At 43.3% G+C, this 26,761-nt stretch carries 18 protein-coding genes and 1 tRNA gene; 13 read left to right on the plus strand and 6 right to left on the minus strand.

Features of this window, described 5'->3' with window-relative positions:
* The first annotated feature begins 24 nt into the window (after window positions 1–24).
* The gene (locus tag HXT52_RS00955; protein WP_421776163.1) at window positions 25–2,220 is read left to right on the plus strand and encodes a hypothetical protein; all 2,196 of its coding nucleotides are present in this window, start codon (window positions 25–27) and stop codon (window positions 2,218–2,220) included.
* A gap of 380 nt (window positions 2,221–2,600) precedes the next feature.
* Here the strand turns inward: HXT52_RS00955 and HXT52_RS00960 are convergent, their stop codons facing one another.
* Window positions 2,601–4,424, minus strand: a complete 1,824-nt coding sequence (locus HXT52_RS00960) for a GH25 family lysozyme (RefSeq protein ID WP_421775985.1) — start codon at window positions 4,422–4,424, stop codon at window positions 2,601–2,603.
* A 129-nt stretch (window positions 4,425–4,553) separates the two neighbouring features.
* Here HXT52_RS00960 and HXT52_RS00965 point away from each other — a divergent pair, with 129 nt between their 5' ends.
* On the plus strand, window positions 4,554–5,534 hold the full coding sequence (locus tag HXT52_RS00965; RefSeq protein WP_419388817.1) for a glycosyltransferase family 2 protein: 981 nt from the start codon (window positions 4,554–4,556) through the stop codon (window positions 5,532–5,534).
* Between the two features lie 94 nt (window positions 5,535–5,628).
* Complete coding sequence (locus tag HXT52_RS00970; RefSeq protein ID WP_421775986.1) at window positions 5,629–7,305, plus strand: glycosyltransferase family 39 protein; 1,677 nt, start codon at window positions 5,629–5,631, stop codon at window positions 7,303–7,305.
* On the opposite strand, the gene HXT52_RS00975 is transcribed toward HXT52_RS00970, so the two are convergent.
* Window positions 7,240–8,238 (minus strand): EamA family transporter, encoded by a 999-nt coding sequence (locus HXT52_RS00975; protein ID WP_421775987.1) that lies wholly within the window; start codon window positions 8,236–8,238, stop codon window positions 7,240–7,242. The genes HXT52_RS00970 and HXT52_RS00975 overlap by 66 nt on opposite strands.
* 19 nt (window positions 8,239–8,257) lie before the next feature.
* On the minus strand, window positions 8,258–10,048 hold the full coding sequence (locus HXT52_RS00980; RefSeq protein WP_421775988.1) for an NTP transferase domain-containing protein: 1,791 nt from the start codon (window positions 10,046–10,048) through the stop codon (window positions 8,258–8,260).
* A 266-nt stretch (window positions 10,049–10,314) separates the two neighbouring features.
* Between HXT52_RS00980 and HXT52_RS00985 the strand changes: the two genes are divergently transcribed.
* Entirely contained in the window at window positions 10,315–11,448 is a 1,134-nt protein-coding gene (locus HXT52_RS00985) for a LicD family protein (protein ID WP_421775989.1), read from the plus strand.
* A gap of 25 nt (window positions 11,449–11,473) precedes the next feature.
* Here the strand turns inward: HXT52_RS00985 and HXT52_RS00990 are convergent, their stop codons facing one another.
* Entirely contained in the window at window positions 11,474–13,861 is a 2,388-nt protein-coding gene (locus tag HXT52_RS00990) for a glycosyltransferase family 2 protein (protein WP_421775990.1), read from the minus strand.
* A 194-nt stretch (window positions 13,862–14,055) separates the two neighbouring features.
* On the opposite strand from HXT52_RS00990, the gene HXT52_RS00995 reads away from it, so the two are divergent.
* Both HXT52_RS00995 and HXT52_RS01000 read left to right on the plus strand, forming a co-directional pair.
* A complete protein-coding gene (locus tag HXT52_RS00995) occupies window positions 14,056–14,880 on the plus strand; it encodes an ABC transporter permease (RefSeq protein ID WP_004133710.1) in 825 nt (274 codons plus the stop codon).
* Between the two features lie 62 nt (window positions 14,881–14,942).
* Entirely contained in the window at window positions 14,943–16,229 is a 1,287-nt protein-coding gene (locus HXT52_RS01000) for an ABC transporter ATP-binding protein (protein WP_421775991.1), read from the plus strand.
* Between the two features lie 44 nt (window positions 16,230–16,273).
* Here HXT52_RS01000 and HXT52_RS01005 read toward each other — a convergent pair whose 3' ends face one another.
* A complete protein-coding gene (locus tag HXT52_RS01005) occupies window positions 16,274–18,418 on the minus strand; it encodes a glycosyltransferase (RefSeq protein ID WP_421775992.1) in 2,145 nt (714 codons plus the stop codon).
* A gap of 91 nt (window positions 18,419–18,509) precedes the next feature.
* On the opposite strand from HXT52_RS01005, the gene glf reads away from it, so the two are divergent.
* The 7 genes from glf (at window position 18,510) to HXT52_RS01040 (ending at window position 25,154) form a co-directional block, all read left to right on the plus strand.
* Entirely contained in the window at window positions 18,510–19,754 is a 1,245-nt protein-coding gene (glf, locus tag HXT52_RS01010; protein WP_421775993.1) for a UDP-galactopyranose mutase, read from the plus strand.
* 109 nt (window positions 19,755–19,863) lie between these two features.
* A tRNA-Ser gene (locus tag HXT52_RS01015) sits at window positions 19,864–19,948 on the plus strand.
* 152 nt (window positions 19,949–20,100) lie between these two features.
* Entirely contained in the window at window positions 20,101–21,099 is a 999-nt protein-coding gene (locus HXT52_RS01020; protein ID WP_004133703.1) for a DMT family transporter, read from the plus strand.
* Between the two features lie 42 nt (window positions 21,100–21,141).
* The gene (locus tag HXT52_RS01025) at window positions 21,142–22,152 is read left to right on the plus strand and encodes a ribokinase (RefSeq protein ID WP_421775994.1); all 1,011 of its coding nucleotides are present in this window, start codon (window positions 21,142–21,144) and stop codon (window positions 22,150–22,152) included.
* 147 nt (window positions 22,153–22,299) lie between these two features.
* Window positions 22,300–23,313 carry a ribose-phosphate diphosphokinase gene (locus HXT52_RS01030; protein WP_004133700.1) on the plus strand — a complete coding sequence of 338 codons (1,014 nt, stop codon included), beginning with the start codon at window positions 22,300–22,302 and terminating at the stop codon, window positions 23,311–23,313.
* An 89-nt stretch (window positions 23,314–23,402) separates the two neighbouring features.
* On the plus strand, window positions 23,403–23,729 hold the full coding sequence (locus HXT52_RS01035) for an ACT domain-containing protein (protein WP_004136741.1): 327 nt from the start codon (window positions 23,403–23,405) through the stop codon (window positions 23,727–23,729).
* A gap of 60 nt (window positions 23,730–23,789) precedes the next feature.
* The gene (locus tag HXT52_RS01040) at window positions 23,790–25,154 is read left to right on the plus strand and encodes a PFL family protein (protein ID WP_421775995.1); all 1,365 of its coding nucleotides are present in this window, start codon (window positions 23,790–23,792) and stop codon (window positions 25,152–25,154) included.
* Between the two features lie 36 nt (window positions 25,155–25,190).
* Here the strand turns inward: HXT52_RS01040 and thiM are convergent, their stop codons facing one another.
* Window positions 25,191–26,657, minus strand: coding sequence for a hydroxyethylthiazole kinase (gene thiM, locus HXT52_RS01045; protein ID WP_421776164.1), 1,467 nt, complete (start codon window positions 26,655–26,657; stop codon window positions 25,191–25,193).
* Window positions 26,658–26,761 lie beyond the last annotated feature (104 nt).

Genomic DNA, 26,761 nt, shown 5'->3' on the forward strand with positions numbered 1-26,761 from the left:
TTATAGTTGATTAGGAATACGGAATTGCAAAAATTTTTAGAAAAATTTTTAGAAAAAAATAACGCAATACGAAAAATATTACCTTTCGTAACAATATTTGTAATAACTGGTCTTATTGCAATCGCATTCTTCAGCAACCTGTATCTTGCGTACAATTCACGTAATTACGCGCAAAAACCTCTTGTTTTAAGCAAAGCAATCATACCGGATTCCAGCAGTTACAACGAGCAAACCGGTGAAAAAAATAATAGAGAACAAGCGCAAATTATCGGCAATTCCATTTCTATCCCAAATTCGGGAGCAGACGTAATATTAAGCGGAATTAACGAAAATACTAAAGCTTTGAAAATCGAGTTGCAGCAAGAAAAGCCTTCAACTTTCGTCACAGGCACGTTGGAAATTGAAGACTTTGGCATTGCGCCAAACGCCTACACTTTAGCGGATTCTTTCCAAATGTCTACCGGAAAGCACAATACTAGAGTTCTTCGTTTTGAAAGTCACGGAACTGCGTACAAAGCTAAGCTTCATTTTAATCAAACCGGAGCTCCTTTTACACTCAAAGCTGTAACAGTAAATCCGCCTTTTGCGCTGCACGTAAACTTTGGAATGTGGGCAATACTTTTCGTTGTAAGCTCGCTTATGTTCTTGGTATATAAGAAAAAGTGGTACTTGCTTAATTACGACCGCCACAATCTTACGCAAAATATAGTTTTTTGGGCAGTATGCGCAATTCTTATGGGATTCTCGCTATATCTTTGCTTTATTGTGTACCGCGGTCACGGAATTCGCGTGCCATTCCCTTCCGATTTATACGATCGCGTCAACGGCAATCCGTACACCGAACAGCTTAAAGCTTGGAAATCAAACTCTTTAGCTTTGTTGCAGCAGCCGCCTAAAGAATTAGTAGAATCCGCAAACCCGTTTAGCTGGGGCGAGCGCATGGACTTGGGCTCTAAAGGAGCATCCATACCTTGGGATGTTGTGCTCCACAATAATCACTACTACTGCTACTTTGGCATAGTGCCGTTCCTGCTCACTTACTTGCCTTTTAATCTGCTCTTCCCGCACGCAGTTCCTTCAGCAATATTAGTTGTTACAGTATTTGCGGTTGCGATTATTCCGTCTATGTTCGCGCTTCTTAGAGAAGTTGTTGAATTCTTTGCAATACGCGCCAATTACTGCCTGTTTTTGCTTGCTGCAGCAGCTTTCCCATTCGGATGCTTAATCTTCTACTTGCAATCTTCAGCATCCCTTTACTATATGCCGCTTCTTAGTGCAATACTGTTTGGAATCTTATTCGTATACGCTTCTCTTAAAGCTGTGCGTCTTTACACAACTCATTCGCGCGCGGGGTACGCGCTTTTTGCGCTCGCTGGCATAAGTCTTGCTTTACAATGCGGATCTAGGCCAAACGCGTGCATTCCGGTTGTTGCTTTTATAGCGCCGTTGTTTATTGCGATACTATTTGATGCAAAGCGAAGTATTTTAAATCGCGTTGCTGCAGCTTCAAGCTTCCTTGTTCCTGCGATTGTAGGCGTAACTGGAATATTAACTTATAATTACTTGCGTTTTAAGTCTTTCTTTAATTTTGGAAATGAAGAGCAACTTACGAATTTTGATTTGCGATTTAATAGTAAATCTTTTGATCCTACTAAGATCCGCGATATTTTCCTTAATTATTTCTTAAAACCTTTTAATATTTCGGAGAATTTCCCATATATTTCTATACCTTGGGCAAATAATCAAGGCTACGGTAATTCTTTCTACACGCATATGATTTTCGGTCTTATGATGATTCCGCTTTTCTGGTGGCTGTTCACGTTAAGACGTAGGTTTATGCAAAAAATTGAGTATATTATGACAGTTGTTGGATTAGTAGCATCCTTCTTGCTGCTGTATCTTAACTACTGTTTAGGTGGCAATTTGTACCGTTACTATTGCGATTCGATTATTATATTTATTTTGATTGCAATAATGAGTATGCTTCACAGAGTTAAGCCTTATAGCAAAGATCTTTATGTTACTTGTGAAGAAGATTGCGCAATTGCTGAGCAATCGTCTTTGCATTTGTATATTCCAGCTGTGCTTTGTTCCGCGGCAACTATTGTAATAGTTGGTTTATTAGTATTCAGTAATCATACTGAGCCGTCTGCTGATATACAAAACGTAAACCCTGATTTATTCCTTAAGTGGAGTGATTTATTTACGATTGGGCGCTGATTTGCGTATTGCGCGTCGCTCCAAACGCGAGGAACTTACCCCGCATTTGGAGGGTTTAGCTTCGTGAATCGCTCCAAACGTGAGGAACTTATCTCGCATTTGGAGGGTTTAGCTTCGTGAATCGCTCCAAACGTGAGGAACTTACCCCGCATTTGGAGGGTTTAGCTTCGTGAATCGCTCCAAACGTGAGGAACTTACCCCGCATTTGGAAGGTTTAGCTTCGTGAATCGCTCCAAACGTGAGGAACTTACCCCGCATTTGGAGCGCACAAGTATCTACATGAATGAATGACGAAGCAATTAATATGCAAAACAAACTATATAAAAATGGCCGGCATGCTGTTTAGCACACCGGCCACTTTATTAGATTAGTAAACTTAATTACTTAGCTTGCAATATAGCCTTTTGGCAAGTTTGACGCCAAATACCATTGCCGTCGTAATGCTCGTCTTCAACAGGAGCACCGAGCTTTTCAAAGCCGCCGCGAGCGTAGTAATCTTTACGAAGATTGAACATAAGAACAAACTTCTTATATTTACCTTGCGTCCAAACGTCGCCGTTCTTGCAGCGCTGACGCCACCAGCCGCCGCCCATATTTTCCTCTTCTGCAACAGGAGAGCCAAGCCAAGCAGCACCGCGATGTCCGTTATAAGAGTCGCGTAACTCAAACTGAATCACATACTTAGTGTCTTTACCTTGCGTCCAAACATCGCCGTTCTTGCAGCGCTGACGCCACCAGCCGCCGCCCATGTTCTCCTCATCGGAAATAGGCGATCCAAGTCGCGAATAGCTTCCGTGCTTGTAGTAGGAGTCGCGCAATTCGTACTGGATTACGTACTTCTTATCTCGGCCTTGCGTAAACACGTCGCCGTTCTTGCAGTGCTGACGCCACCAGCCGCCGCCCAAGTTTTCTTCGTCTGCAATAGGAGCGCCAAGACGAGTGAATCCTCCGTGCTTGTAGTAGGAGTCGCGCAATTCGTACTGAATTACGTACTTCTTATCTCGGCCCTGTGTAATAACGTCGCCGTTCTTGCAGCGTTGACGCCACCAGCCGCCGCCCAAGTTTTCTTCGTCTGCAATAGGAGCGCCAAGGCGAGCGTATCCGCCGTGACCGTAGTAGGAGTCGCGCAATTCGTACTGCAGAATAAAGCTTTTATCTCCGTTGGTCCAAAGATCGCGGCGATTCGCTTTCTTGCTTACTTTCCAGCCGTCTCCAACATCTTGCGAAGAATTCGCGCTGGTGTTTGTAATCGTGTTACCAAACTCAGAAACGCCATTGATTTCGCCGCCATCAGCCATTCCAAATGCGTTCAAATCAACGCGACCCTCAATGCCGTTCACGCTGCCGCTTGACGTATACTGCCATCCGCGCAAAGCTGTAGAAATAGGGAAGCCTACGCGAGAACCGTAGCTAGCAACCCAGCTTGTGCGCTCGTGAATATACTGAGAATTTAATGGTCCTCTCAAATAATTCGTATAAGAGTAAACGCCGAGCTTATGGTAGCCTGCAGAAACTAACTGATTCCACCATGAAGCAACAATATCCTGGTAAACGTATGGGGATGTTGGTGGTTTATGACCGCTCCAGCTCCACCTTTCCAAGTCGTAGTAAACAGGGTAAGTCAAATCTTCAGGATCAACTCCAGCGCCCTTCAAAAGACTGACAATATCTGCACCTTCAGCTGCACCATCTTCCGGCTTTTCTGCGTAAGAATACATGTAAATGCCAAATGGAATACCAAGACGCTTGCACTCGCTAATATTGCGCAAAGCCTGCTTGTCGTAGCCATTACCCCAACCGTAGCTAATGCGAATAATCGCGCCGTCTATGCCGGAATCTTTTACAGCATCCCAATCAATTAAATGCTGATGCTCAGAAACGTCAATAACACCTTTGGCGTTTTTAACGAATTCGTCACCGTTTCCGTCAATAAAAGAAGGTGAACCATCGGAATCTTCCCAATGAGCGCCATATTCATTTTCAGAAAGCGATGTTTGACGCACAACGCCGGAAGCATGAGGTTGCACTATAGGATTTACAACATTATTTTTCAAAGCGCCAGTAGGCAATGAGGTCTGCTTAGGTGCTACAACGTTCATAGTAAATGCGGTAGCAATTGAAGCTAATCCAGCTAATACACGCACGATAATCTGTCCCACGAGTCCTCCAGACATGTTTTTTACGTGTTTATCTGCTACTACCATAGCAACAGCACCATAAAATTGGCGCAAAATCAACAGAAATGTCGTTTTTTATTTCTCTACGTGACTTTAGATTCTTGTACTAGACTATACTGTCTACTTGTAAATACAGTTTCTGGAGATTGTTAGATTATGAATACTTCGTTAAACAGCGCGCATGAAAATGTGCCAATTTTGTACATTGTTGTACCTTGCTTTAACGAGGAAGAAGGTCTTTCTAAAACGGCTGCGGTTCTTCAAAATAAGATGACTAATCTTATGAATCAGAAACTTATTCATTCGTACAGTCGCGTAATTTTTGTTGACGATGGTTCAAAAGATTCTACTTGGAATTTAATCGCCTCATTTAATCGCAAAAATCCTTCACTTTTTGGCGGTGTAAAGCTTGCGCATAATCGCGGCCACCAAAATGCGCTGTATGCGGGTCTTATGTATGCGCGCGAGCAGGGTTGTGATGCAGCAATTTCTATGGATTCCGATTTGCAAGATGATGTAAACGCTGTTGATGAAATGCTTAAAAAGTTTGCGCAAGATGGTTGCGAAATTGTTTACGGCGTTCGCTCTTCGCGCAAAAAAGACACTTGGTTTAAGCGAAATACAGCCTTGGCTTTTTATAAGATTTTTGCCTCAATGGGTGCAGAAGTTGTGCCAAACCATGCGGATTATCGTTTAATGAGTTCGATTGCGTTGGATGCTCTTTCTGAGTACAGCGAAGTCAACTTATTCTTGCGCGGAATTGTGCCAATGCTCGGTTTTAAAACCGCAAAAGTTTATTACGAGCGTGGAGTAAGAACGGCTGGCGTTTCTAAATATCCTTTGAAAAAGATGATTTCCTTTGCTTTAGAGGGAATTACATCGTTTTCTGTTAAGCCGCTGAAATTAGTTACGTATATGGGATTGCTTTCTATTGTTATTGGTTTTGCAATGTTTATTTACGTAATTGCGTCGCTGTTTACTAATCACACTGCTGTTGGTTGGTCTTCGCTTATGTGCTCAATATGGTTTATTGGCGGATTCCTTATGATTTCTATGGGCATTCTTGGAAGTTATATTGGCAAGATTTATTTGGAATCGAAGCATCGTCCGCGCTACTATATTGAGCAATCTTTGTAAATATAATATAAATATAATTTTGTAAATACGATTTTTATAAATAATCTTTGTAAAGGCACTTTGTAAAAGTAATCTTTTAAAGGGGTTTGAAAGTATGGTTAAGTGTTTGCAGAATATAAGCGTAATGCTTGGGCGCTTTTTTAGTACTGCCGCACTTTGGTGCGCTGCAGTATTTTTCAGCGCATTATCCTTGCTTAATCTAGTTATTTCAGCTCATCTTTTACCAGGCGACTACACTCTTGAATTTTTATGGTTCCAAGCTCCATTCGTAATTGCTATAAGCGCAGCAATATTCTTTATTATTGCGTTTTTACGAAAGCGTGAGCTTATTAATAAGTTGCGTATACGCTACGTTGCGGCCGCTGTTTTTGCTTATGTTTTTGTGGCAGGTTTAATTTGGGTACATGTTACTCACGCGTGGCCGGAGTGGGATCCAGCATACCTGTTTAGCGCAGCGCAATATTATGCAAATCCTAATATAACTCCTGTGGTTTGTGGAGTTGACACTTCGGAACTATCTTGGATTGTGTGCCCGGGCGGTTACTTGACTCGCTTCCCATTCCAATTCCCGCTTCTTTCTCTTATGCGATTTTTGGTAATCGTTTTTGGTTCTAACGCATACACGGCGTTTGAAGTTTTGAACGTACTATGTGCGGCTATTACTGGCGTTCTTATTGCGTACTACGTGAATTTATTATTCTGCAATAAAAATGTGACGATTCTTTCTTTGCTTTTTTATGCAGCATTTTTGCCTATGATTTTTTACGCGACTTTTGCTTACGGCAATACGCTTTGCTTGCCGTTTGTGTTTGGAGCGCTTATTTTTCACGCAAAAAATATTCGTGGTGGCAGTTGGCGTGATGCAATGCAATCGTTGATTTGCATATTCTTTGCAATATTACTTAAGTCTACTATGGTTTATTGCTTACTTGGCATGATTGTTGTGTGGATTGTGTCTGCTTTGCGTTCTAAAAAGTGGGAGCATGCTGTTTGCGTATTGCTTGCAATCGCATTCTTTGCTTTAAGTAATGTTACGGTTGCGGATGCAGCTAATTCTTTCGGTCACAGTGCAAAAGATGGTTTGCCTTCTACAGTTTGGCTTGCGATGGCAACGGATCCTGCCAGAAAAGGCGGTCCAAATAATCCTGGCTGGTATAACGGATACCCAACTAGCTTTGACGTTGCAACCTATAATAAAGAGACTATAAAGAAGGAATCTACTGAATTTTTACGCAAAAATATTAATTTCTTCTTAAAAAATCCTAAGCAAATAGCGACTTTCTTTACTAAAAAGTTTGCGGGAGAGTGGCTTGAACCAACTTACGAATCTTTGCTTGCAAGCAGTTGGAAGTGGAACGGTCCGTACAGGCAGGTTTTAATTGATCGCAAAATGAATCCTGCTTTGCGCTCGCTTTATTCTGGAAAGTTAAATATGGTTGTTTTTACCTTCCTAGATGCTCTTCAATTTATGCTTGTTGCGTTTACAACAGTATTTCTGTGCGTATTGTTGCGTAAAAGAAAGTCGCCTTCTTCTTTGTCTAAGATTTCTTGCGAATTTTCTTACGAATACTTGACTCCGCTTTTAACTCCGCTTGTTATAGTGCTAGGAATGGCAGTTTTGTACATTGTTTGGGAAGCGCAGTCGCAGTATATTCTTCCTGCGTATTTGCTTATGATTCCGTTTGCAGCTCGCGGCTTTGATATGTTACTGACGTGCTACGAAAACCGTGCTGCACATAATAGTAATGCAGCAAATCCAAGCCAAAACTGACGGCATTGTGCATGAGATTATTGCTGTTGCTATCATGCTCCAAGCTGCGTAAGTAACGTTTGCAGCCATTGCGCGCGATGCTCCAACTTTCGCAATACCGCGGTAATAGCAAAGGTACGAGCTCACTCCAAGAAGGCCGACAATAATCGCCATTCCTGCTATTTTGAAAGCTTGAAGCGAGCTTGTGTTTAGTGAAATATAGGATTCTAATCCTGTAGAAGTGACTGCAGAAGTGTCTGTAGAAGTGCCTGTAGAAGAGACAAATATACTAGAAACAATGGCAATAATCGCAATAATAACGTAAGCAAATGCGGATGTAGTTTGGCGAATATGAAGTATTATTTCGTCGTCTATGCTTTTTTGACGCGTAGCCCAAGCGCACACAACAGCTTCGCTTCCCCAACCAACTACGCTTAAAATTGCTCCAGCTAAGCCAAGTATTGTGTTTGAATTTACGTAAGATTGAGCATCTTGAGCGCAAGAAAAGTATCCTAAAGCAGAAACCGCAATAAGAGCTAACGCAAAAGCTGCATATTTTGCCGCACTTAAGCGCTCGCGAAGTATTAACGCAGAAAGTACAGTTCCAACTGCAGGGTAGAAGGCGGAAATTGCAGCAGCGTATCCAGCCCCTATATTGCTTGCTGCTAAAACGTATCCGCTCATGCCGAGCGGTCCGCCAAGTAAAGATCCTACGATAATAAGTGCCAGAATCCGTGGTTTATTTAGTATTTCAAGCGTTTTATGCCATTTTTTTCGAGTACTTATGTAAACCCACATAAAAATTGCACATACAGCGTCGTGGAGTAGAGCTCCAAGAATACCAACGAATATTACTGAATTAGTGCTGCTGTTATAGCTAAGAAATGTGGTTAAAACTGCAAGTAAGGCAGTGTCAATTCCCCAAAGGAATCCGCTTAAAAACGCGTATTTCATAAGTACCTAATTTCGTGTTTTAATTTTCGTACATTTTAAGAGCTTCATTAATATAGCGTTTTGCGTACCGGTAGTAGGTATACATGCAAGTTCCTATGTTCTCGCCTTCCGCTTCTTTAACAAGCGACCACAAATGCCAACACCATCCTGCGAATCCCACAAAAGCCAGCAAATGACGCTTTTCTTGAGTTGACGGAGTGTGTGCTAAATAAATAGGCATAGCTTCGTTTATTTCAGTATCGCTAAATTCGTCCGAAACGCATAACGTGCCAAAATCTTGCGCATAATCAGACATTCCGGCATATTCCCAATCAATAAGATGGTATCGATTTTGTTTGTCGATTAAAATATTTGCTCCCAAAACATCGTTATGGCAAGGACAGTAGTTTTGTGAATCTTTAGATACTACTAATTCGTGAAGCTTTTTTGCGCTCAATCCCAGATTAATAATTTTTTGCGGAATCGTAACTTTTCTATTATTTAATTCGCTTATGTAACGTTGAGATTCTAAGTAAAAATCGAAAGTTCTAAGCATCTTTCTGTTGCTTTCGTGTAATAAGCGCACTAAAGCCAATCCCTCTTTAAGCTCTTTTAAATCGTGCATATTAGCTGTTTTGCAATCGGGCAAAAAGTGCGAAATCTTCCAGCCAACAGTTTCGTCTGCTGCAATAAAAGTGCCGTCTAAACCAATCTGCTTAGCAAGATTTAAAGCTTCAACTTCCGCCTTTCGATTAATAAGCACGTCTGTGCCAACGCCAGGATGTCTATAAACGTACTCGCTTTTTCCAACTGAAAAATGGCAAGATAAATTAGTAAGACCATTTTTTAGTGGATACACGTTATAAATATCGGATTTCTTGCAATTAAGCGTTTTAGTGATATGGTCAAAAATTGCGCTATCAATATTTTCTAGGAAAAGCGGATCAAATTCGCGCAACTCGTCAATAGAATCAAATTCGTGAATAATTGGCGGATCGTATTTGCGCATTTGCATATCTAGCTCGTCAATATGTTCAATAAAAATATCTTCCCAAAGTTTTCCTGCAGTTTGCGGCAAATCGTATTCTTTACGAAGAATTTGCACAAATCGCTTAGAAAATTCGGTGTCGAAATACACGTGACCAATCATGTACCAAGCGTCACTTCCGCCAATCGTAACTTTTGTAATGCGATTATGTGCTCCGCAAGTCATGCACCATTCTTTAGTGTATCCTTGCTGGAATTGTGCGGAATAATAAGCTTTCCAAACGTATTTTTCAAAGGGATTTTCGTCAAAATAGTTGTCTGATGAGCAAATATAAGTGTTAGATAACTGGTTCGCTACAGCCATAAGCGAACTGTTATTATTGCGAGTGTTGTATTCGCTATTTGGCACGATTTTTACGTTAAAAGCGTCTTCTAAGTAGAAAAACTGCTCCTGTTTGTAGCCAACAACAACAGTTATATCGTTAATTCCAGCTTCGTGAAGTTGCTTGATTTGGCGCTCAATAAGAACTTCGCCTTTTACTGTAAGCAAGCCTTTTGGAGTTTCGTACGAAACTGGTGAGAATCTTGACGAAAATCCTGCGGCCATAATAATAGCGTTTTTAACTTTGTGCGGCTCAAGTTCAGCAAGACCTTTAGGTGTAATTTGCAATGTTTCTGCAGCTTTAATAAGATGCTTATTTTCTGCGCTTTTGATTGAAGAATTGACGGTTCCGAGCGAAATTCCTGCGCGCGTGGCAATATCTCGCTGACTTATTTGCTGGGAGTTGTTTGTGTTATTTAGTAGGGCAGTAAGTAGCCTAAATTCGTTGTGATTAATAGCCATGCGCACCTCACTTGGATTGGTGTTTTGTTCATTATATAACAAGCGTTCAAAAATAGCTATTGAATCTTTATTTTGAACAGTGAGAGTATAAATCCGACCAAAACGACTCAGCTGCGAGTAGTTTATGTCGGCTTTACGGCAGATTTCGACCAAAACGACTCAGCTGTGTAAAGAATAGGTCGCCCGCAAGCAACAAAGCGTATATAATGAATAACCATATGACTTATCGAGAGTAAAAGTGGAGAAACATACAGAAGGTGTGAATTATGGCGTCAGTATTTCGTAGATTATTCCGTGGACTTATTGACCGTTGCCCTTCCTCTAAGCGTTCAATAAGAGATCTTCGCGCACAAGTTGGCGATTTGCAGAATCGCTTAACTCGCATGCAGGAAATTCTCGACGGTCAGCTGGTACATATACTAGAAAATCAGCGTATGCTGCACGTCGATATGCTTACGAATCGTGAGCATTCGTCACTTTTAGGTTGGTCTAATTACAGGCGTGACAATGAGAGCGATTTGGACGCGCGTAAGCGTTTTTACTATTCGCTTCCTAAAGCAACAGGTTCCGTGCGACTTATTCAACGAGGTTGCGCTAGTCTTTTAAACGAGTTTGCTGAAATTGCGCGCGAGCATAATCTTCAATATTGGGCTGATTTTGGAACTTTGCTTGGTGTTGTTCGTCATCGCGGATTTATTCCATGGGATGATGATGTTGATCTTGGAATGATTAGAGAAGATATTGATACTTTACTCAATCTTCTTCAAAATGATGAGGAATTGTCGAAACGCTACCGTGCAGTTCTTGTTTTTGATCCTTACGTATTCTGCAGGCAGTTGCGTTTGCGCTACAAAAATCCTGAAAATCCTAGCTTTATAGATATTTTCTTCTACGATTATTTGCCTGAGTACAATGAGCAGATTAGACAAAGATTTATTGAGATTCGTAAAACTTTGCAAGATGATTTGCGCTCGCAGCCATTCTATGATGAGTGGCTTAAAGGCGGGTATCGTGAAGATGGTGCTAAGTTTACTAGAGAAATCGAAAGTATTTTTACAAAGTATCGCGAAATTGCGCAAAACGAAAATATTATTTCTAAATCTTCAACTAATGAAACTTATGGCGTTATTTACGGTATTGATAATGTTGATGCAGAATCCATATATATGGTTAGCTGCAAAAACATGTTCCCACTAAATCAAGATCAATTTGAAGATTTTTCAGTATGCGTGCCAAATGATGCGCAAAAAATTCTGTACAGTTATTACGGGAATATTTATCAGCTTCCAGCAGACATGTTCTCGCACTTCCAGCATGTTAGTCGCGATTGCCTTGAGAATCAGTGCATTATAAATGCGATTGAGGAAGATATAGCAACAAATCCTTACGCAACTAAGTAAACTCTCGCATATGTAAGTAAGTAAATTATTTGCTATTTCGCCTCATAAGACGGAACTTTTTCTGCAATTTTGCAATAATAGACGGGAATGCTATTTTCTTCGCTGTTTTTACGATTTTCTCGCCAATAACGTAGCGTGCAGAAGTGCGAATACTGCTAATTTCCTGCTCGTAGTTTAGAGTTTTGCTCTCAAATTTAAGCATGCGCTCTTTAAGCCACAAAGTGCGTGAAGCGGTATTTAGATGCAACTTTTGGAATTCGTTATACGAAAGCTCATCGTAGAAGTAGCTTGGCAAATTCTTAGAAATTTGATCATAATCCATAATTTGCATCACTTCTTGAAGCTTATTATGAACAATATCTGCCAAAGATTCAGACGTTACTCGTGTATGGCAGTCGTGAACAAAACTGTTCACAAGCGAATTTACGTATCCGCGATTGTATTGATCAAGCAAGCCTTCGCTTTTAAGCCATTCTCCGGTTTCGATTACGGAATCAACTTCAAGAGGCGATTCATCTTTAATAGCGTGATGCTCAATAGAAAGCCAGAAGTTTTCTGGAATATTAGTGTGGTGAAGGTTTTCGAATCCTTCGTCAGCTCCAACACTGAATCTTCCATAAGCATCTTCGTAAGTTTTAGACAAAGCACAATACAGTATTTTCTGTGCTTTTAATGCTGCGCGAGTTGTAAAAGTCATTAAAGTTGAAGGCAGGTCGTGTTCTCCAGCTTCAGCTTTAGAAGCTTTCAAAAAGTCGGTTCGCCAAATTTTTTGCCAGCCATAACTGTAGCAGCTGTCTAACAAAAGTTCCGGAATATCGCTAGCTTTATAAAGACCGTAACTTACGTCTTTATTAGCATCTTCCGAATTCGTTGGCATAATAAACTGCTGCTGCAAAATATTAGATTCTTTAGTTTTTGCGCTGTTTTTTAATGCACAATCAATCAAATAATCGCTGTGTTTGCTTTTATTGTTGAAGAAAGCGAGGTCGACGCTGGCTGTTTTACTAGCGTCTTTAGCCGCGTTTTCACTATCTTTTTCACAAATTTCGTTATAATACTGCACCCGATTTAGCGCTTCAGATAGCACTTTTTCGTTAATTATGTAGCTTGAAGGCATAAACATTGTGTATGTGCCGTGAGCGTAAGAAATTGCTTTAGAAAGCATATCTTTAATACTTGCGGTATCTTCATGCGACTGAATTGTAAAACGCTTATCTTTGCTAGTAAATTTTTTGGCAATTGCAAGCGTACTGTCGTTTGAATGCGAGTCAACAATAATAAATTCGCAAGGAATACTGCTTATTGAGCTGCAAGCTTTAAGCGAATCAACAATCCAAGAATGAGCATTATGCGTAAATATTACGAGCGAAAGCTTAGGATTTGCCTCTGCTTTTTGTGGCTTAACTTCGTATGACGAGCCGAGGAAATCCATGTAATAATCCATAAATTCTGGCTTAAGGCGTGATGCCATAAGGAAAACTTCTTTTGAATCCATGGAACTAAAAACTTCATAAATAAGTTTGCGGATTTCCGGATTCTTATCGTCAAAACCAAACTCTGTAATCAAGGAGTTTACGTAATCAAATTCGCGAGAATAAAAAGCGTGCAAAATTTCGCGAGAAATATTCTGCTTACTAAGAAACTCGCGCATATCTCGCAAACGGTCGAAAGGAAGATGGAAATCCTTCAATAAGCTAGATGCGCCCGGATTAGTTTGACGATAATAGTAGTACTTTCCAGGATTCCAGCAGATTTTATTTGCTAAAACCATAGTTTGTGCAAAGAAAGGATTATCGGTCCAACCTGCTCCAGGAATTGGCTTAAAACGTATGATTTCGTGATTGCGGTTATCTCCGTTAAGAAAATCTTTGCGGTAAATAGCCGACCAAATAGAAGGATGATGGTAGAAAGGCTCAGCAAATTCGCTAAGATTAAAAATAGTGCGATGCTCAGGCATGAAATAGCACAAGTTTGGCGTTTCTACAGCCGACTTATAACCATCTTTGCCGTCGTAAAAAAGCCAGTATCCGCCTTTGATAACATCTAGGGTTGCGCCAGTTTCGCCGACTTTGTCAGAATTTTTTCCAGCAATCTCAACATTGCTTAGCAAACGCTCATACATATGCGGATCAATAAAATCATCAGGCTCAATAATGCTAATCCACTCGCCTTTAGCGCGTTCCAAACCGCGATTGCAAGTAGCTCCGTAGCCCTCGTTTTCTTTTTCAATTACCACAAAGCGACTATCTTTTTTTGCAAAAGACTTCATAATATCGATGGAACCATCTTTGCTTCCATCCGAAAACATCAAACATTCCCAATCTTTAAAAGTTTGATTTTGAATAGACTCTAAACATTCTGGTAAAAAGGCTTCAACGTTATAAATTGGAACAATAATCGATACTTTCGGCATACGTACGATGTTAGCATAAGTGGTTTATGAATGTTGATTTAGTGTATTCAAATGCAGCGCTCAATTGTTATTACTAAAGCCTATTTTCAACTATAAGCTCGTTTTAGCAATAAGCTCATTTAGGCTAAAGTATCATTTCAATTAAAACATTCAATTACAACATAACTGATATTATTAAGAGCGTGAAAAATCTCATGGCTCGTTGTCGTAAAAAGTACGCGTATGCAAATATCGTGCTTCGCGGTTTAGTAAAAACCGATTTTAAGCTGCGTTACCAAGGCTCTTTCTTGGGTGTGGCGTGGTCGGCGTTGAAGCCGTTGATGATGTTTTGCGTTATGTATCTTATTTTTGGCAAGTTTTTGCGAATGACAGACGGCACGCCAACATACCCTGTGGTTCTTTTGATGGGAATTAGCGCGTGGCAGTTTGTGCAAGAATCAACTTCGATTGGTTTGCGCTCACTTGTAGATCGTGGCGATTTGTTGCGCAAAATCCATTTTCCAAACTACATTGTGGTGGTTTCGGCAACGGTTGGATCTTTAATAAGCTTTTTGATTAATTTAGTAGTCGTGCTTATTTTTGCGATTATTGGCGGAGTGCATTTTACGTGGAGAGTGATTCTGCTTCCAATAAGTCTGATTCAGCTTTATGCAATTGCAATCGGAATGGCGCTAATAATGTCTACTATGTACGTGTTCTTCCGCGATATTTTGCATATTTGGGAAGTGGCTCAGCAGCTGCTGTTCTACGGAATGCCGATTATTTATCCGCTTAGTTACGTGATTAATAAGGGCGGTATTTTTGCGGTGCTGGCAAAGCTTGAGCTGCTTAATCCTATAGCGCAATGTATTCAGGATATGCGACACAATATGCTGGCTCCCGAAACGCAACCAACCGTGTGGAGTGAATTTGGATTCTCGTGGATGTCTTGCGTGCCGCTTTTGCTTACCGTGCTAATAGTGTGGCTTGGAGTGTATATATTCCGAAAAAATAGTCGCACTTTTGTAGAAATTATGTAGCGTGCTAAATTTACGAAAAATTTTACGATATTTATGACAGTTACGATGGGGAAGTGAAATTTATGAGTAAGTTGCAGGAAGAAGCGGCGGAAGTGCAAGAAGAGCAAGCAGCGCAAGTGCGTGATGACGATATTGTTTTATCAGTCAATCACGTAGGAAAATATTTTAAGTTACCAACCGAGCAAGCAACCGGCTTAAAGCAAGCGTTTATAAATCTTACTAAGGGTATTAAAGGCTACAAAATTCAGAACGTTCTTAAAGACATAAGCTTCGACGTGCATCGCGGCGAATTCTTTGGCATAGTCGGGCGAAATGGCGGAGGCAAATCAACCCTCTTAAAAATTATTTCGCAAATCTACTATCCAAATACTGGAAGTGTAAAAGTAAAAGGCAAGCTTGTGCCGTTTATTGAGCTTGGTGTTGGTTTTAACCCGGAACTTACCGGCCGCGAAAACGTGTATCTTAACGGAGCGCTGCTCGGCTTTACTCGCGCAGAAATCGACGCAATGTACGACGATATTGTGGAATTTGCCGAGCTTGAAGACTTTATGGATCAAAAGTTAAAGAATTACTCTTCGGGCATGCAAGTTCGCTTAGCGTTTTCTGTGGCAATTAAAGCGCAGGGAGATATTTTAGTTCTTGACGAAGTTTTGGCCGTTGGTGACGAAGCTTTTCAGCGCAAGTGTGACGCGTTCTTTACAGATATTCGTAAAGATCCAACTAAAACCGTTATTCTTGTTACGCATGATATGAATGCTGTGAAGCGCTATTGTACGCGTGCGATGATGATTAGCGACGGTGAAGTTGCAGCAATTGGAAACACTGAGTCCGTGGCAGATCAATATACTTTGGCAAATATTGAGGCAGAGCGCGAAAAGCAAAATAAGCTTGGTGAAAAGCTGGGCAAGGGGCAGTATGCTCAAGGTTTGAACGCAAAGTGTCCGCTGCTTAGAACCTATGCTTTGGAAGACAAGATTTACAAGAGCAGCGATACTTTCCGTTTTGCTGTGGAATATCAGTACGACGAGCCGGGTGACTTCTATTTAGCGATTGCTTTGCATGACATTCGGCGCGGAGGAATTACTTACGATACTGGTTCTAAAGTGCTGAAAATGCAGAAGCGTGGGCATCAAACAGTGTATTTTGAAATGCCGTTAAATTTGTTTAACAATGGCGAGTTTACGCTGTTTACTTCCTTGCGCACGCCTAGCCCAACTGAGGACGACTACACGGATTTGCTTGCTGTGGCGGTGGATGCGAACGCTTGCACGTTTGTGATTAGAGATAGTCGAAATCGCGACTATGCTTTGCTAAGCGATCGCGCGATGATGATTAAGCAGGTTTCGTGAAACATTTGCCGGAAAATTACCGGCAAATGTTTCCGATGTCACTGTTACTTGTTGCTAGCTCGGAAGATTTGCTCCCAACTTTCAACGCTCGCCATATCGTAGCTGCGATACTCCCGAGAAAGCTTCTTCCACTTACGCAACATTTTTAACGCCAAAAGTGCGTCCGCGCGCAACATTTTACGGAATAACTTGCTATCTCGCTGGAAAAGATTAAGAGTAGTGCCATCTGGAGCCGTAACGATTGCAGTATTAACTCCCACAAACGATGGCCAAGAAACGTCTTGCGCTGGAATCGCAACTTCCGGACGAGGATTCTTCGCATGCTTTTCGTGAGCAAACAAAGCCTTAATCGTGGCGCGCTTCTGCGCTTTACGCAAAGCCTTAGCATCGTGCGCAGTAAACGGACTTACGTGCTCGCGAGAAACCTCGATAATAAGCGCTTCGTCACTTACAGGCTGCGTATCGCTAAAGGATTGACGCGCTTTACGAACCTCGCCAAGCTTTTGCGGCATTGAATCAACAATATATTGTGGTCCGCGCAAAATATCCTGCAATCCCATATGATGCAAATGCATAGCAGAATACGCAAGTTTTAAGCCGGAAGCCAAGTCGCTTCGAAGCATCTCAATCGCAAAACGTAAGCTTGGACGAGTGCAATGAAGCAGTCCGCAAATCCAACGATTGCGTTGGAAGAAATACTCTTCCCAAGTGCGCGAAGGATCTTTATCGTGCCAAGCCTGGTGCCAAACCGCCACTCCCGGCAGGCAAATCGTGTGATACCCGTGCTCAAGAGCTCTAATCGAATACTCAGTATCATCAAACTTAATAAACACAGGAAGCGAAAGACCGATTTCTTTCATAATCGCAGTCGGAATAAGACTCATCCACCAACCGTTGTAATCAGTGTCTATTCGCTGATGGCGCTCAGGGCAATCTTGCAAAGTAATAGCTGCAAAATCATGATTGTAATCAAGATTCTGTGAAGGCTTCATCCACACGTTGTTGCGAGTGAATCGTTCGCCTTGAGTATAAAGAACCGTGCGATTGTCAAGATGAAGCATCCCTCCGCCAATAATAGCAGGCTTAATTGTGTAGTCGGCAAACTGAAGCGCGCGAAGAATGCACTCTGTTTCGCTAATTGCGTCGTCGTCAAGAAGCATAGTGTAGCTGCTTTTGCCGGCTTTAAGCGTTTCAAACATGCCTCGCGAGAATCCACCGGAACCGCCTAAATTAGCCTGCTGAATGTAAGTAAGTTGGCTGCCAAGATTTGCGCTTGTTTCGTTAAATCCAGGTTGATTCTTTACTAAATCCGTGCCCTGATCTGTGCAATAAATTGTGTCAAGTCGCGCGCGAAGTGCTTTGTTTTCTGCTATTGCCTTCAGCTGATTGTGGCAGTATGAAGGGCGGTTAAAGGTAGTAATAGCAATAGAAAAAGTGCTATTTGATTGCGGTTGTTTGCCTGATTGCACTTTATTCGCGCATGGCACGCTCCACTCAGCATTGCTAACAGTAAAGCAGCTAGAATCGCTTGCTTTCGCTTCAAACCAAAAATATCCGCCGTCTGCAAGACCAGTCATAGGAATTTCGTAGCTAATAATTTGAGCAGATTGTGTTTGCTTATCTTGCGTTGACGGATTGCCTTGAGTTGGCTGCTGCTTATTAGAATCAAACTCAAACTTTTGCACCGGATACGTAAGTCCGCGACCGGTTGAACGCACAAGTTGCAACGCACCTGCTCCCTCAACGCGAGCAGTAAACTTAACAGTTTTTACGCGCGTCCAATGCTGCCAATAGCTTGCAGGAAAAGCGTTAAAGAAAGTGCAAAGCGATACGTGCTTTCCGGCGGCAACGCAAAGTGAGTTGCGCGAAAGAACAGTGCAAATGCCTTGAGTTTCAACATTTGGTAGGTGGCTGCTAGTATCTGCAAGAAGCTTTTTGAAATCAGTGAGATTTAGATTATTTATATCGATTGCGCGCGTATTCATACGAGGATCGAGCACAGTGCGCTGCAAGTAGGAGCGGTGCCACGGGATTACGTAAAGTGGCATAGTAATTTCCGCGTTTTTTACAGGGTAAACAACGCGATTTACAACTTCCCAGCCCTCGTTGCTGCTGTTTGCGCTGCTAGTATCTTGCTTTTCTTGCATTGCTTGTTTATCTTTGGTTTCTGCACTCGTTGCCTTAGTCATATTAGATATTATATATACGTATATATACGCTTAAGCCTATTCTTAAAGTGTATTGTGCGTAAAACAACCGAAAGTACGAAAGGTAAATAATATGACGCAGGCAGCAACCTCCCAAAATACAACTTACCCAGATTTAGTAGTTGTTGGAGCGGGCTTGTTTGGTTTAACTGTAGCTCAACAAGCAGTGGAGCATACGGGTGCTCGCGTTGAAATTATTGACGTTCGTAATCACATTGGTGGCAATGCTTACTCGTATTTTGACGAGAGCACGGGAATTGAAATTCACAAGTACGGCGCGCATCTTTTCCACACAAGCAACAAGCGCGTATGGGATTATGTGAATCGTTTTACAACGTTTACTAACTACGTGCATCGCGTTTATGCAACGCATGACGGCGAAGTTTATCCGCTGCCAATCAACTTGGGTACAATTAACCAATTCTTCCACGCGCACTACACGCCAGAAGAAGCGAAGGCTTTGATTGCAAGCCAAGCGGGGGAGTTGTCTGGTAAAGATCCGCAAAATTTGAACGATAAGGGCATTAGTTTAATTGGGCGACCGCTTTACGAGGCGTTTATTAAAAACTACACGGCAAAGCAGTGGCAAACGGATCCTTCCGAGCTTCCTGCTGGAATTATTAAGCGCTTGCCTGTGCGATTTAACTACAATAATCGCTACTTTAAAGACACTTGGGAAGGTTTGCCTACGGACGGCTACACAGCTTGGATGCAGCGCATGATTGACGATCCTAGAATTCATGTTTCGCTTGGCGTAGACTTTTTCGACGAATCACAGCCGTTTAATAAGCGCGCGTTGGCTAAGGCTGGAATTCCGGTGGTTTATACCGGTCCGGTTGATAGGTATTTTGACTATAAGCTTGGCGAGTTAAAGTGGCGTACCGTGGACTTTAAGGAAGTGCGTTACGAGGAGAGTGACCACTTTGGTTGCCCAGTTATGAATTATTCGGATGCGGACGTTCCGTTTACGCGCGCGATTGAGTTTAAGAACTTTAATCCAGAGCGTGAGGAAGTTGAGGGCGTTGCTGGCGAGACTAGTGGTGAAACTGATTTCGTGCCGGGTAAAAGCGTAAAAGCTGGGGAGACTGTTGTGTGGCAGGAGTATTCTCGCGCTGCAACTCGCGACGATGAACCTTACTATCCTGTGAATACTGAGGAAGATAAAGCCTTGTATGCGCGCTATGCGGAGCTTGCAGCAGCTGAGCCGAACACTGTTTTCGGCGGTAGGCTTGGTACTTACAGCTACTACGACATGCACAACGTAATCGACATGGCTTTGCGTGCTTACGAAATGCAAGTAGCGCCTTTGATTAAGTAATCTCAACTTTCGTTGTCGCGGCGCGCGCGAGTTTGCAATATCTCAAATTCGTGGTATTCTGTTTAAGTTGTTTGCTTAGCGGGTGATTTGCTTGCTAAGTTAGCAGTTTGGAGAATTCGCCTAGTGGTCTATGGCGCACGCTTGGAAAGCGTGTTGGTGTAACAGCCTCACGAGTTCGAATCTCGTATTCTCCGCGCTTGAGCTTCCGGCGCTGATTTAGCGTCGGGAGCTTTTTGTTTTCCAAGTTATGCTGCTTGCACCGTTTGCGCGCGTGCAATATTAGTTGAGCGCGCGTGCAATAATTGCTGCATAATCGCTTGTTTTGGGGATGCGAGGTGAATCTGATATGTCAAAGCTTACATTGCAAACTGGCTCTAAAACTTTTGACACTTCAAAATCCGCTGCAAAAGCAATAGCGAGCACTCCGGATCGCCCTAATCCTGCATTCAACCATTCAACGAACGCAATACTTATTGGCATTCTGCTCACTCTTTTAGGCGGCGCATTTTGGGGCGCAAACGCAACAGTGTCAAAAATCCTTATGTCAACGTATCACGTATCTCCGCTGCAAATTGCGTGCGTTCGCCAAATTGCGGCAGGCATATTGTTTAGCATCACTGCAGCAGCCTGCACTCCGAAAAAGCTTACTGGAGCAATTAAATCCGGTCGCACGTGGATTTCGATGGCGGTTACAGGCGTAGTTTGCGTGCTTCTTACGCAAGTTTCGTACTTGTGCACAATCGACTGGACTAATTCCGGCACTGCAACTGTGCTTCAAAGCCTTAATCTTCTGTTCGTGCTGGTTTACGCGTGCTTGCACACGCGCCGCGTGCCAACTATCCGCGAAACAATTGGTGTTGTACTCGCTTTTGCAGGAACTGCTTTAATGGCAACCGGCGGCAATCTTTCTTCGCTATCTTTGCCGATTATGGGTTTGCTTTGGGGCTTAGCAGATGCTGCAAGTACGGCGGCGCTTGCGATTATGCCGGTGAAGTTGATTGCAAAATGGGGAAATCTTACTGTAAACGGCATTACTTTTATTATTTCGGGGCTGATTATGCTTCCGTTCGTGCGTCCGTGGGAAACTATGCCGCCGCTTGATTGGCGCGCGCTTTTGCTGTTTACTTTTACGGTTGTTGCCGGCACTTTTGGAGCTTACTGGCTGTTTCTTGAAGGTATTATGCGCGTAGGTTCTGTGCGAGGAACTCTTCTTGGTGCGAGCGAGCCGGTTACTGCTGCGATTACGGCGGTGCTTTTTACAGGCGCTGTTTTTTCGTGGGCGGATTTTGTGGGCTTCGGGCTTATCTTCATAATGATGATTCTTCTGTGCAAGCGTACTGACTGACTTAGGTTATAAAATAAAAATCAAACAAAGAAAGGAATTTTGATGCGCTACCACGATACTTTAGACTCGCTGGATGTATTAGAAAAAGTGAAGGCTGATGACTGCGCCAAGTCTGCGATTGCAGTGGTTGGCTCAATGAACGCCGACTACACGATTGTTGCCGACCGTCTTCCAAAGCCAGGCGAAACAGTTAATGGTGGCGTGCTTAAGGTTCTTCCTGGAGGAAAGTCTGGAAATCAGGCTGTTTCGGCGGCAAAAATTGGTGCGCACGTTCGCATGTTTGGCGCTGTTGGTAGCGATAAAAACGCCGACTTTTTGCTTAATTCTTTGAATAATGCAGGCGTTGACACCACTAATATTTTGCACGTTGACAACACTCCTAGCGGCGCAACGGTTATTACGGTTGATGCTCAGGGCGGCGAAAATACGATTGTTTACGCGCCTGGTTCTAATGCGCACGTTACGGTTGCGTATATTGAGTCTGTTAAAAGTGCTTTGACTAGTGCGCGTGTGCTTGGCCTTTGCTTGGAAAGCCCGATGGAAACTGTTACTGCTGCTGCGAAAATTGCGCATGATGCTGGTGTAAAAGTTTTGCTTAACAATTCTCCTTTTGTTGACACTTTGCCGAAGGATTTGATTGATGCTGCCGACATTTTGCTTGTAAACGAGCATGAGATGGCACAGTTGCTTAATATTGACGAGCCAGAAGATGGCAATTGGGATGGTTTTGATTGGAATCATGCGGCTGAAGTTATGCACAACTTTGGTTTTGATGAGGCTGTTGTGACTTTGGGCGGCGACGGTTCTGTTGTTTTGCAGTATGCTGAGGAAGATCCTGTTTGCCGTATTGCTGCACAGCGTGTTAATGCTCAAGACACTACAGGTTGTGGAGATGCGTTTATGGGTACAATTTTGGCTGGTTTGGCTGCTTCAATGTCGTTGCCAGACGCTGCAGCTTTAGCGTCCTATGTTTCTGCGTATGCTGCAACTCGCTTTGGTGCTCAGGCTTCTTACGGAACTGCAGACGAAGTTCGCGCGTATTTTGCTAAGTAAGTAATTAAATATTTAATTAATTATTTAACTAATTATTTGCGTAATTTATGCGTAAATCACCGGTTGTGTCTAATCCGGCGCGTTACCTGCTAGAATAAAAAGCGACTCTGTCACTGTACATGCAAGTTTGCAAACGGGAAGGCAATCATGTCAACAATTCTTGAAGGCAATCCAAAAAAGCAGATGATGCTTGTTACCGGTCGTGCGTATCCGGAACTTGCTGCGGAAACTGCAAAATATCTTGGTATTGATGTGCTTGAGACTACTGCCTACGATTTTGCTAACGGCGAAATGTATGTGCGTTTTACTCAGCCAGTTCGTGGTGCGGATGTGTTTGTGCTTCAAGCGCATACGAATCCTATTAATAATTGGATTATGGAACAGCTGCTTATGGTTGATTCGTTGCGTCGCGCTTCTGCTCGCAGCATTAACGTGGTTGCTCCATTCTTTGGATATTCTCGTCAAGATAAAAAGCATCAGGGTCGTGAGCCTATTACGGCGCGTCTTATGTTTGATTTGTTCCGCGCTGCCGGCGCGACTCGTATTTTGACGGTTGACATGCACGCAACTCAGGAGCAGGGTTTCTTTGATGGTCCGGTTGACCATTTAACTGCTATGCCTGTGCTTATTGATTATGTGCGTAACTCTATGAAGCTAGACAACGCAACTATTGTTTCTCCTGATGCTGGGCGAATTAAAGTTTCTGAACAGTGGGCTGCAAAACTTGGCAATTTGCCTCTTGCTTTTATTCATAAAACGCGCGATATTACTCGTCCAAATCATGCTGAAGCTCACGGAATTATTGGTGATATTCAGGGTCGTGACTGCATTGTTGTTGACGACATGATTGATACTGCTGGCACGATTTGTGAAGCTGTGCGCACTTTGCGCGAGTCTGGTGCTAAGTCTGTGACTTTGGTTGCAACTCATGCTTTGCTTTCCGGTCCTGCTGTTGAGCGTTTGAAAGATGCGGGTGTGCGCGAAATTATTGTGACGGATACCGTTCCTGTGCCGGAAGAAAAGCGTCTTAAAAATATGACGGTTCTTTCGATTGCGCCTCTTCTTGCTGCTGGCATTCGTTCCGTGTTCCGTTCTGGATCTCTTGTGTCTCTTCGAAATGCGCTTCCGGAAGATATGAAACAGCATAATATTTATGCATAAAAATAATTAGTGAAAAGCTAATGCAAAATTAACACAGTAATAAATTAACACAGCAATAAATACACACAGCAATACAGCAGGAGGCAAATATGGTCGCCAATACTACAATTGCACAAAATCAGGAATCGCTTTCTAAAGGCGACGCTTCTAAGGCGATTATTACAGTTGTTGGCTGCGATACAGTTGGTATTATTGCAAAAGTAACTTCGCATGCAGCTAATCATAACGTCAATATTTTGAATATTTCTCAGACTATTGTTGACGGATTCTTCAATATGATGATGATTGTTGATGTGGCGACTATGGACTGTGAATTTGGTGAGTTTGCGGACGGATTAGAAGCGCTCGGTAACGAAATCGGCGTGCGTATTCGCTGCCAGCGTAGCAATATTTTCACCGCAATGCACAGAATCTAAAATTCGTAGCAATATCGTAGCAATATCGTAGCAATCTAAGTAAATGTAAGGAAGTACGCCATGCTCAACCTGATGGAAGTAAGCGAAACTAATTCGATGATTGAGCAAGAACAGCTCGATGTTCGTACAATCACAATGGGAATTAACTTGCTTGATTGCGCTTGCGAAAATTTGCAAGATGTGTGCCGCAATGTTGAAGAAAAAATCACGCGTCTTGCAAAAGATCTCGTAAAAACTGGCAACGATATTTCGCACGATTACGGCATTCCGATTGTAAATAAGAGAATTACCGTAACGCCGATTTCGCTTGTTGGAGCGTCGTCTTGCAAAAAGCCTGAAGATTTTGTGCAAATTGCGCACGCTTTAGACAGGGCAGCGCACGCAGTTGGAGTTGATTTAATCGGCGGATATTCCGCTCTTCCTGCTAAGTCAATGACAGCAGCTGACCGTATGCTTATTGAGTCTCTTCCGCAAGCCTTAAGCGAGACGGAAATTGTGTGCTCGTCTGTGAATGTTGGCTCAACTCGCACTGGAATTGACATGGATTGCGTGGAGTTGCTTGGGCGCACGATTAAAAAGATTGCAGAGGCGACTGCTAGCAAAGATTCTTACGGCTGTGTTAAATTCGTGGCTTTTTGCAACGCTCCTGACGATAATCCGTTCATGGCAGGCGGCTTCCACGGAGTTACTGAAGGCGATGCTGTGATTAACGTTGGTGTTTCCGGGCCTGGTGTAGTATCTAGCGCACTCGACGCGGCTAAAGGCAAAGATTTTGCTTTTCTATGTGAAACTATTAAGCGCACTGCTTTTAAGATTACGCGAGTGGGGCAGTTGGTTGCACAAGAGGCTTCTCGTAGGCTTGGAGTGCCGTTTGGAATTATTGATTTGTCGCTTGCACCAACGCCTGCAGTTGGAGATTCCGTTGGCGAAGTGCTTGAAAAGATTGGTTTAGATCAGGTTGGAGCTCCTGGCACAACTGCTGCGCTTGCAATGCTGAACGATCAGGTTAAGAAGGGCGGAATTATGGCCAGCAGCTATGTTGGCGGTCTTTCCGGAGCGTTCATACCTGTTTCGGAAGATGCGAACATGATTGCTGCAGCAAAGTCTGGTTGTTTGACGATTGAAAAGCTTGAGGCAATGACGTGCGTATGCTCTGTGGGCCTCGATATGATTGCTATTCCGGGAGAAACGTCCGCAGCTACTATTTCTGGAATGATTGCTGACGAATCCGCAATCGGAATGATTAATCAGAAAACTACGGCAGTGCGCATTATTCCTGTGATTGGAAAGGGCGTTGGCGAGATGGCTAACTTCGGCGGTTTAATGGGATATGCGCCTATTATTCCGGTGAACCAGACCAGTTGCGAAGCTTTCGTAACGCGAGGCGGGCGTATTCCGGCCCCAGTGCACAGCTTTAAGAATTAGTGATTACTCAGTAATCACTGAGTAATCACTAAGTAATTATTTAGTAATCACGCTTTTAAGCTCGCGCGCTACTTTTCCAGCATCCTCAGCGCACATAAGCGCCGATACAGTGCAAACTCCGTCAAGCTCAAGATCGCGAATAGGGAATACCGTATTCTCATGGATTCCGCCAATTGCCAATGTTTTTACGCCCATAGAGTGTGCAACTTTCGCAACTTCGTTCACGCCTTCAACTCCAAGAGGCGGCACGTCGTGAGCCTTAGTATGCGTTTCAAAAGCGGCACCTATGCCAATCACATCCGGCAGTGGAACGTCGTTTTCTTTGCACTCTAGGTAAGCTTTCTCCATCAAGTCAGGCCGCGCGCAAGAAAGACCAACCATCCACTCAGCCGGCATCGCCTTTCGCGCCTCAACAAACGGAGTATCTTTTTGCCCAACGTGCAAGTTGAAACCAAGCTGAGCCGCGCAATCAACATGATCGTCTATGAACACAGGCACGTCGCCGTGGCCGGAATCAATAAGCGCATGACGCAACTTTTTCGCCTTTGCTGAAATCTCATCATCGTCGGAATACTTATCGCGCAATTGCACAACTGTAACTCCGCCTTCAACCGACTCCACAGCCACTTCTTCTTCTGGACGATTTCCCATGCGTGGATCTGTTACCAAATACAGTGTCCAATCCACAGGCTCAACAGTGAACTCAATATTTGTCAAACTAAACATGTCGTTTACGCTAAGAGTGGAAAGCGCGTCCATCCACAGCGTGCGGAAAGTTCCTGGAGCTGTGGTTTGGCGAGCTGCCCAAGTTCCGGCGGCGGCTGCATGCACGTGCGCTGCAACGGTTGCTGCGAGCGGACGTTCTGGGTTTGCGCCAACGTATGCTGCAACTATCGCGCCTAGAGCGCAACCGGTTCCAACTACTTTGGTCATAGCTTTGTGACCGCCTGTTACGCGAGCTAAACATCCGTGGCCGTAAATCGCATCTTTTTCGCCGGAAATAGCCACTACTGAGCCATACTTTTTTGCTAGTTCGCGCGCGGCTTGAAGAGCATCGTTTACGCTATCGTGAGAATCTACGCCTTTTCCGTTGCTTTCTTTGCCGGCAAGAGCCATGATTTCGGAGGCGTTTGCGCGAATTACAGTAGGGTGGTGCTTAATAATTTCGTGTATAAAGCGAGTGCGTGGAGCAAGTGCCGGCACGCCAATTCCAACCGGGTCAAGAACCCATGGGGTATCTGCTTTTTCGCATCCCTCAACGGCTGCGCGCATGTACTCTGAAGTTTCAGGCTGATGGAACGTGCCTACGTTTATTAGCACGCCGGAGGCGATTTGTGCGAGTGCGTGCGCTTCTTCCGGATCTGTGACCATAATTGGCGAGGCGCCTGCTGCAAGCAGTGCGTTTGCGGTTATGTCTTGTACGATTACGTTCGTTATGCAGTGTGTAAGAGGCTGCTGTGCGCGTACGCGTTCGATGCATTGGCGAACGTCGTTAAGGAACATTCGACGTCGCGCACGCACGGAAAATAGTGTGTCTACTTTTGTTGCTGTTGCGACTGACTCAGTAGTAGATGCGTAAGTTTTTTGCGAGCTGTTGTTTGCTTCTG

The organism is Gardnerella sp. KA00288 (assembly GCF_049244085.1).
Lineage (GTDB): Bacteria > Actinomycetota > Actinomycetes > Actinomycetales > Bifidobacteriaceae > Bifidobacterium > Bifidobacterium greenwoodii.